We start from the raw sequence: 8,079 nt of genomic DNA, 5'->3' as shown, positions 1-8,079 counted from the left end.
AAGCAGATCGAGTTATTTTAACTTCTGAATTTGTTGATAAATATAAAAAGAATAAACCAGATGAATTTAAAACGAAGTTAGACCCGCGTATGTATTTCTTACGCTTTAATCAAAAAAATGCAACATTTAAAAACCAAAAAGTACGTGAAGCAATTGATTTGGCATATGATAAAAAAGGAATTGCTGATGTCATTTTAAATGACGGTTCATTGCCAGCATATTTCTTAGTACCTGAAAAATTCACGACAGGTCCGGATGGAAAAGACTTCCGCTCTGTAAATAAAAATTTCCGTGATAGTAAAGATAATGCAGAGAAAGCAAAAAAATTATGGGAAGAAGCGAAGAAAGAGCTTGGTCAAGATACAATTACGGTTGAATTACTAAACGATGATAACGGTAGCCGTAAAAAAGTAGGCGACTTTATTAAAGAAGAATTAGAGAAAAACTTGCCTGGTATTAAAGTGAATTTGAAACAGCAACCATACAAGCAGAAGCTAGATTTAGAAAAGAAATTCCAATATGAATTCTCATTATCTGCATGGAGCCCTGATTATCCAGATCCAATGACTTATATTGATATGTTTGTTACTGGAAGCTCATTTAATGAAATGGATTATTCTAATCCGAAGTATGACGATTTAGTAGCGAAATCAAAAGGAGAGCTATTAAAAGATGATAAAGCACGCTGGAATGCACTTGCGGAAGCTGAAAAAATCTTAATTGGTCAAGACGCAGCAATTTCTCCTACGTACCAACAAAGTACAGCTTATTTAGAGAAGCCATTTGTAAAAGGCATTGCTAATCATACGTTTGGCGGGGACTTCACTTATAAATGGGCATATATTACAAAAAAATAGTATAATAAAAGATGAGTGAATTTTCGCTCATCTTTTATTTGTATAAGGAGGAATTATAGTTGTTAAGAGGAATCAATCATATTTGTTTTTCGGTATCTAATTTAGAAAACTCTATTATGTTTTATGAAAAAGTATTAGAAGGAGAATTATTAGTTAAAGGAAGAAAATTAGCTTATTTTAACATATGTGGAGTATGGATAGCGCTTAATGAAGAGACGCATATTCCGAGAAATGAGATTCATCAATCTTATACGCACATTGCATTTTCTGTTGAACAAGAAGACTTTAAATGTCTAATACAGCGATTAGAAGAAAATGATGTTCATATTTTACAAGGAAGAGAACGTGATGTAAGAGATTGCGAATCTATATACTTTGTTGATCCTGACGGTCATAAATTTGAGTTTCACTCAGGGACACTGCAAGACCGTTTAAATTATTATAGAGATGAGAAACCTCATATGACATTTTATTAGGGAGGGATAGCATTTGCATGCACTTGTAATTGGTGGAACAGGAATGCTAAAGAAAGTTTCTATGTGGCTTTGTGAGAAAGGATTTTATGTTTCTATTATCGGGCGAGATGAAGTGAAATTAGAAAATGTTAAGCGAATGAGTTCTGCACCAGAAAATATTACATGCCTTTCGTTAGATTATCATAATGATGAAGATGTAAAGCTAGCTATTAAAAGTACAATTAAGAAAAATGGCCCAATCACATTAGTTGTTGCATGGGTACACACAAGTGCAAAGCATGCACTATCAAATATTTGTAAAGAACTAGATTTGTCGTCTAAAACATATAGTTTATTTCATATTTTGGGTAGTAAAGCATCACGTATGCCTGCACAAAAAATAGGGAGTACGCGATGTATTTATCATAGAATTATTTTAGGTTTTATTTTAGAAGATACATATGGAAGATGGCTTACTCATGAAGAGATAGCTGATGGAATTATAAAAGGGATTGAAAGTAAACGAGCGGAGTGGATTGTAGGGAGAGTTGAACCGTGGGAATTACGACCAACATGGTGAGGGGGAGTAAGAAATGAAAACAACTATATATGTAACAAGGCATGGTGAAACAGAGTGGAATGTAGCGAAGCGAATGCAGGGACGGAAAAATTCTGCTTTAACTGAAAATGGTATAGTTCAGGCGAAACAATTAGGGAATCGAATGAAAGATTTACCAATCCATGCGATCTATAGTAGTCCGAGCGAAAGAACACTTCATACGGCAGAGTTAATAAAGGGGGAACGTGATATACCCATTATAGCGGATGAGCATTTCTATGAAATCAACATGGGTATATGGGAAGGACAAACAATCGCGGATATAGAAAAGCAATTTCCAGAAGAAGTACATCTGTTTTGGAATGAGCCACATCTTTTTCAGTCAACATCAGGCGAAAATTTTGAGGCCGTTTATGAAAGAGTAATTGAAGGGATGCAGCTTCTTTTAGAGAAGCATAAAGGACAAAACATATTGATTGTGTCTCATGCGGCAGCAGCAAAATTACTTGTAGGGCATTTTGCGGGAATTGAAATAGAAAATGTGTGGGATGATCCATTTATGCATAGTGCCAGTTTGAGCATAATAGAATTTGAAGAGGGTATCGGTAAAGTGAAACAATTTGCAGATATAAGTCACTTTCAATAAATGTAAAAAAGGCCGCAAAACGGCCTTTTTTTGGTGGTATAAAAACTAGCAGTTACGTTTTTTATACCAGAAGTGATCGAATTTCTTATTTTTGCAAGATGGGAATTTATGTCCGCCTTTGCAATCGTTCCATTTCTTTCCGTCATCACACGAATCGTCGCAAGAGCCACCGTGTCCATTAGGGAAGAATTCGCATTTTTTACAGTAACATCGTTTAGTCCAGTAAAATTTCTTTTCAAAGCGTACACATTTTGTAACGAATGTACAATGCTTTCTACGAGTACGTTTTGTAACTAAAACGCATTCTTTTCTACGCGTTACTTTCGTAACGAACGTCCATTTTTGCACGCGAACACGAGTACATTTTGTAACAAATGTCCACTTTTTAACGTGAGTACATTTTGTAACGAACGTACAATGTTTCACGCGAGTACATCTTGTTCTTGGGCATTTACAATCTTCGTTACACTCTATTTTTGTAGTGCAATCATCATCGCACTCAAAAGTACTTGGATCTTGGTGTAAGAAATCCTCCATCCCAGCACTTTTGATTTCTTCAACAGCTTTTCTAATATCACGTTTCATAGAAATCCTCCTTATCATGTATTAAAGTGAAAAGGTATTCTTTTTCCTTAACATGATATGTATGTAGGCATCTTTCTGAACAGGACAAGAGTGTAATTTTATATAAATAGATGATTGCGGATGTATGGACAAGACAAGGCGCATACATTGAATGAAGAGAACTGAGAAGGGATGAGAAAACATGCTGCCTTCATATGATTTTTTTGTTCATCCAATGTACTTAGTGGAATTGAAAAAGGACATTTGGTCAGATAGTCCAGTGCCAGCAAAATTAACTTATGGAAAAAAGAAGTATGATATTGATATCGTATACAGAGGAGCTCATATTCGGGAATTTGAGAAAAAGTCTTATCATGTTATGTTTTATAAGCCTAAAAAATTTCAAGGTGCGAAAGAGTTTCATTTGAATTCGGAGTTTATGGATCCGTCTCTCATAAGAAATAAATTATCTTTAGATTTTTTTCATGATATTGGTGTACTTTCGCCAAAATCACAACATGTATTTATAAAAATTAATGGTCAAATTCAAGGTGTGTACTTACAGTTAGAATCGGTTGATGAAAATTTTTTGAAAAATAGAGGATTACCGAGTGGTTCTATTTATTATGCGATAGATGATGATGCGAATTTTTCATTAATGAGTGAACGAGATAAAGATGTTAAGACAGAGCTCTTTGCGGGTTATGAATTTAAATATTCGAATAAAAATAGTGAAGAACAGCTGAGTGAATTTGTATTTCAAGCGAATACTTTGACGAGGGAAGCCTATGAAAAAGAAATTGGGAAGTTTCTACATGTAGATAGATATTTACGATGGTTAGCAGGAGTTATTTTTACGCAAAACTTTGATGGTTTTGTTCATAACTATGCACTATATCATAACGATGAAACAAATTTATTTGAAGTTATACCGTGGGATTATGATGCGACTTGGGGGCGAGATGTACAAGGGAGACCGCTTAATCATGAATATATTCGCATTCAAGGGTATAATACGTTGAGTGCAAGATTGCTAGACATACCTGCATTTAGAAAGCAGTATCGAAGTATTTTAGAAGAAATATTAGAAGATCAATTTACAGTTTCGTTTATGAGGCCGAAAGTAGAAGGGTTGTGTGAATTGATTCGTCCATATTTACTACAAGATCCATACATGAAAGAAAAATTAGAAACATTTGATCAAGAGGCTGATATGATTTATGAATATATAAATAAGAGAAGAAAGTATATACAAGACCACTTACATGAATTGGATTAATTTTGAAAGAGATTGAAACGTTATCAATCTCTTTTTTTTGTATAATAAAGATGTATCAATGAAAATGAAGTAATATATTTGATAGAGAATGGGGATGCGGATATATGACGATTAAATGGATTGATTGGGTAAAACAAATACAATCTATAGCTCAAGCGGGTTTAACGTATTCTAAGGATGTGTATGATATTGAGCGTTTCCAGCAATTACGAGATATTTCTATTTCAATGATGTCACATTACACGAAAACAGATTGGGAAGTCGTAGAGAAATTATTTGCAAGTGAGACAGGCTATCAAACACCTAAAGTTGATATAAGAGCTGTTGTTTTTCAAAATGAAAAGTTATTATTTGTAAAAGAAAAAAGCGATGGGAAATGGGCATTGCCAGGTGGATGGGCTGATGTCGGTTATACGCCAACCGAAGTTGCAGCAAAAGAAGTTTTCGAAGAGACTGGTTATGAGGTAGAGCATTTTAAGTTACTAGCTATATTTGATAAAGAAAAACATCAACCATCTCCATCGGCGACGCATGTATATAAGATTTTCATTGGATGTGAGATTATTGGTGGAGAAAAGAAAACTAGCATTGAAACAGAAGAGGTGGAGTTTTTTGGTGAAAATGAATTGCCTAATTTATCAATTGCTAGAAATACAGAAGACCAAATTAAAGAGATGTTTGCCTACATGAAAGACCCGCAGAAAGAGAAATTAATAGATTAATCCTGCTTGAATTGTACATATTGTTAAAATGAAGATATTGGCAGATTGCAGCCTTTATGTAATAATGGGATGGTATGTGAAGAAAAAAGGAGATAAAAAAGAACATGTTAGCAAACATAATAGATCAGTTATTGCAATTTTTTGCAAGCTTAGGTTACTTTGGAGTAGCTCTTGCTTTAATGATTGAAGTAATCCCGAGTGAAATTGTACTTTCGTATGCTGGCTTTTTAGTAGCAAATGGTAAAATTAGTTTTGTGGGTGCAGTTATCGCCGGAACGATTGGTGGTACTTTAGCGCAAATCTTTTTATACTGGCTTGGATACTACGGAGGGCGTCCGGTTGTAGAGAAATATGGGAAATATCTACTTATTAATAAACATCATTTAGACATAGCGGAAGGTTGGTTTAAGCGTTATGGAGCAGGCGTAATATTTTCTGCGCGCTTTATCCCAGTAGTACGTCATGCGATCTCTATTCCAGCAGGGCTAGCTAAGATGCCATTAAAACTATTTACACTTTATACGGTTGTAGCGATCATTCCATGGTCAATTCTATTTATATACTTAGGTGAAAAACTTGGTGGGAATTGGCGACAAATTAAAGAGTATGCATCTGATTACACACATTACATAATTATAGGAGCTGTTCTTTTTATTGCTCTATACTTTGGTTTAAAGTATTTCAAAAAGAAAAAAGCAGCGCGTTAAAGTCAATGATTTTTCATTGGCTTTTTTTGTTTGTTTCGGTTCTAAAGAAAAGGAGTTGTCCATAATGTGTAATAATAAAGCGTAGCGGAGGAATGTGATGAAAGGGTCACCGTTTATACGTGGAACGATATTTTTAACGATGGCAACGATGATATCAAAAATGTTAGGGTTTATATATGTTATACCATTTACAGCGATGGTCGGTACGAGTGGTTACGTTCTATACACATATGCATATCGTCCTTATACCATCATGCTCAGCATAGCAACAATGGGATTACCGCTAGCTGTTTCAAAGATGGTATCAAAATATGATCAACTAAATGATTATCATACGGTTAAGAGAGTGTTGAAAAGTGGAATCGTGTTTATGTTTATAATGGGAGTCATTTCGTGTTTTACGTTATATATGCTAGCTCCGCATTTAGCTAAACTTGTCATCGATGGGAATGATCAAACGGGGAATAGTGTAGGAGCGGTTACTACTAATATTCGAATTGTAAGTTTTGCGTTAATACTTGTGCCAGTAATGAGTTTATTAAGGGGCTTCTTTCAAGGATTCCAATCGATGGGGCCTTCTGCATTAAGTGTAGTTGTAGAGCAATTTTTTCGTGTTTTAACCATTTTAATAGGAAGCTTTGTCGTTTTATATGTTTTAAAAGCTTCTGTTTCACTAGCAGTTGGTATTTCAACGTTCGGTGCCTTTATGGGAGCTGTAGGTGGATTAACTGTTTTAAGTGCGTATTATATGAGAAGGAGAAGGTACTTAAAGAAAAAAGAAATGGCAAGTATACCACAAACAACGAAATCTTTTTTCTCACTTTATAAGGAGCTCTTTACATATTCTATTCCTTTTGTTGTAGTAGGCTTAGCAATTCCGTTGTATCAGACGATTGATACATTTACAATTAATAAACTACTTATACAGATAGGGTATATGCAAGGCGAAGCGGAAAAAATTAATGCGATAATTGGCCTTGTTCAAATGGTTGTGCTTATCCCGGTATCCGTTGCGACAGCTTTTAGTATGTCTCTCGTACCAGAGATGACGAAAGCTTATACAGCAGGAAATACGAAGCTATTGTACAAACATTTTACGAGAACAAATGTATTAGTAGTAGCGATTACGGTACCGGCGGCAATTGGAATGATGGTGTTAGCCAAGCCTGTATATACCCTTTTATTTGGTGCTGGAAATGATCCAGAGATGGGGAGAATCATTTTACAGTATTATGCTCCTGCTTGCATACTATTTTCTCTTTTTACAGTAACGGCTGCTATGCTACAAGGAATCAATCAACAGCAGAAGACGGTGCTAGGACTAGTGATTGGAATTATTGTGAAGATAGTTTTAAATATTGTATTGCTTCCGTATTTCGATTATGTAAGTTTTATCATTTCAACATACGCGGGCTATACGATTTCAGTCGGGTTTAACTTGTGGATGCTTTCTAAATATGTTATAAAGGCAACATAAGCTTTTAAGGCAGAGAGCACTCTGTCTTTTTCTATGTTTATCCCGCTCTAACGGGCAGTAAGATCCTCATCTCAAAATTCAGCGAAAGAAAAGAAGTTTGGTTGGGGGTGGGCAGCCTGTAAAAGCCCGATTGGTGAGGGCTGAAAATCAGTGGGGGGGGATGAAGCCCCCACTGATTAAAGTTTCACTTTATAATATTTTTCTTATAAAAACGTTTTCAAAATAATTTTTCTATTGAAATTTAAACGTATGTTTCATATGCTGAGAATGGCGGTTTAAAAACTGTGATTTAAGAGAGGTAGATTCCTACATGTAAAAAGAATCGGGGTGATAGTATGTTAAATATATATTTAACAGACCGAAACGGAAAACTACAAGAGATTGAGGAAATGCAAAAGGGGTGCTGGATTAATGTACTTCATCCAACAGAAGAAGAAATTCAATATCTAGTACAAACTTTAAATGTAGACTTAGATTTCATTAAAGACCCTTTGGATGATGAAGAACGCTCTCGTATTGAAAAGGAAGACAATAATACTTTAATTATCGTGGATATTCCGACAGTTAGACATGATGAAGAAGGAAATTCGATTTATGACACGATTCCAATAGGTATGATTGTGATGCCGGATTGTTTTGTTACAATCTGCTTAGAAGAGAATCCAATTTTTGAACGTTTTATTAATCAACGTATTAAAGAATTTTATACGTTTAAGAAGACGCGCTTTGCACTTCAGCTCTTATATACGATTTCTACTTATTATTTAAGATACTTAAAGCAAATAAATCGAAAAACAATTGATTTAGAGCATC

At 34.8% G+C, this 8,079-nt stretch carries 10 protein-coding genes; 9 read left to right on the top strand and 1 reads right to left on the bottom strand.

Going from position 1 to position 8,079, the window contains the following annotated elements; all coding sequences use genetic code 11:
• From ACQGS6_RS18990 to ACQGS6_RS18975, 4 genes are all read left to right on the top strand, one after another.
• Nucleotides 1–857, top strand: an 857-nt coding sequence (locus tag ACQGS6_RS18990; RefSeq protein ID WP_426965437.1) for a peptide ABC transporter substrate-binding protein, incomplete at its 5' end; no start/stop codon positions are given.
• 59 nt (nt 858–916) lie between these two features.
• The gene (gene fosB, locus ACQGS6_RS18985) at nt 917–1,333 is read left to right on the top strand and encodes a FosBx1 family fosfomycin resistance bacillithiol transferase (RefSeq protein WP_000943769.1); all 417 of its coding nucleotides are present in this window, start codon (nt 917–919) and stop codon (nt 1,331–1,333) included.
• A gap of 13 nt (nt 1,334–1,346) precedes the next feature.
• Nucleotides 1,347–1,892, top strand: coding sequence for a short-chain dehydrogenase (locus tag ACQGS6_RS18980; protein ID WP_016117649.1), 546 nt, complete (start codon nt 1,347–1,349; stop codon nt 1,890–1,892).
• A gap of 13 nt (nt 1,893–1,905) precedes the next feature.
• On the top strand, nt 1,906–2,517 hold the full coding sequence (locus ACQGS6_RS18975; protein WP_000858827.1) for a phosphoserine phosphatase 1: 612 nt from the start codon (nt 1,906–1,908) through the stop codon (nt 2,515–2,517).
• Nucleotides 2,518–2,562: 45 nt separating this feature from the next.
• On the opposite strand, the gene exsB is transcribed toward ACQGS6_RS18975, so the two are convergent.
• Nucleotides 2,563–3,102, bottom strand: a complete 540-nt coding sequence (exsB, locus tag ACQGS6_RS18970) for an exosporium protein ExsB (RefSeq protein ID WP_000817486.1) — start codon at nt 3,100–3,102, stop codon at nt 2,563–2,565.
• A gap of 181 nt (nt 3,103–3,283) precedes the next feature.
• Between exsB and cotH the strand changes: the two genes are divergently transcribed.
• From cotH to ACQGS6_RS18945, 5 genes are all read left to right on the top strand, one after another.
• Nucleotides 3,284–4,360 (top strand): spore coat protein CotH, encoded by a 1,077-nt coding sequence (gene cotH / locus ACQGS6_RS18965; RefSeq protein ID WP_426965436.1) that lies wholly within the window; start codon nt 3,284–3,286, stop codon nt 4,358–4,360.
• Between the two features lie 104 nt (nt 4,361–4,464).
• Nucleotides 4,465–5,082, top strand: a complete 618-nt coding sequence (locus tag ACQGS6_RS18960; protein ID WP_074626001.1) for an NUDIX hydrolase N-terminal domain-containing protein — start codon at nt 4,465–4,467, stop codon at nt 5,080–5,082.
• 104 nt (nt 5,083–5,186) lie between these two features.
• Nucleotides 5,187–5,789, top strand: a complete 603-nt coding sequence (locus ACQGS6_RS18955; protein WP_000880691.1) for a DedA family protein — start codon at nt 5,187–5,189, stop codon at nt 5,787–5,789.
• A 97-nt stretch (nt 5,790–5,886) separates the two neighbouring features.
• A complete protein-coding gene (locus ACQGS6_RS18950) occupies nt 5,887–7,266 on the top strand; it encodes a putative polysaccharide biosynthesis protein (RefSeq protein ID WP_426965435.1) in 1,380 nt (459 codons plus the stop codon).
• A gap of 335 nt (nt 7,267–7,601) precedes the next feature.
• On the top strand, nt 7,602–8,079 hold a 478-nt coding region (locus ACQGS6_RS18945; protein WP_426965434.1), incomplete at its 3' end, for a magnesium transporter CorA family protein.

It is taken from the genome of Bacillus sp. GMs2/2 (assembly GCF_050172095.1).
GTDB classification, from domain to species: Bacteria; Bacillota; Bacilli; order Bacillales; family Bacillaceae_G; genus Bacillus_A; species Bacillus_A cereus.
This window is presented reverse-complemented; position numbering and strand designations above follow the sequence as displayed.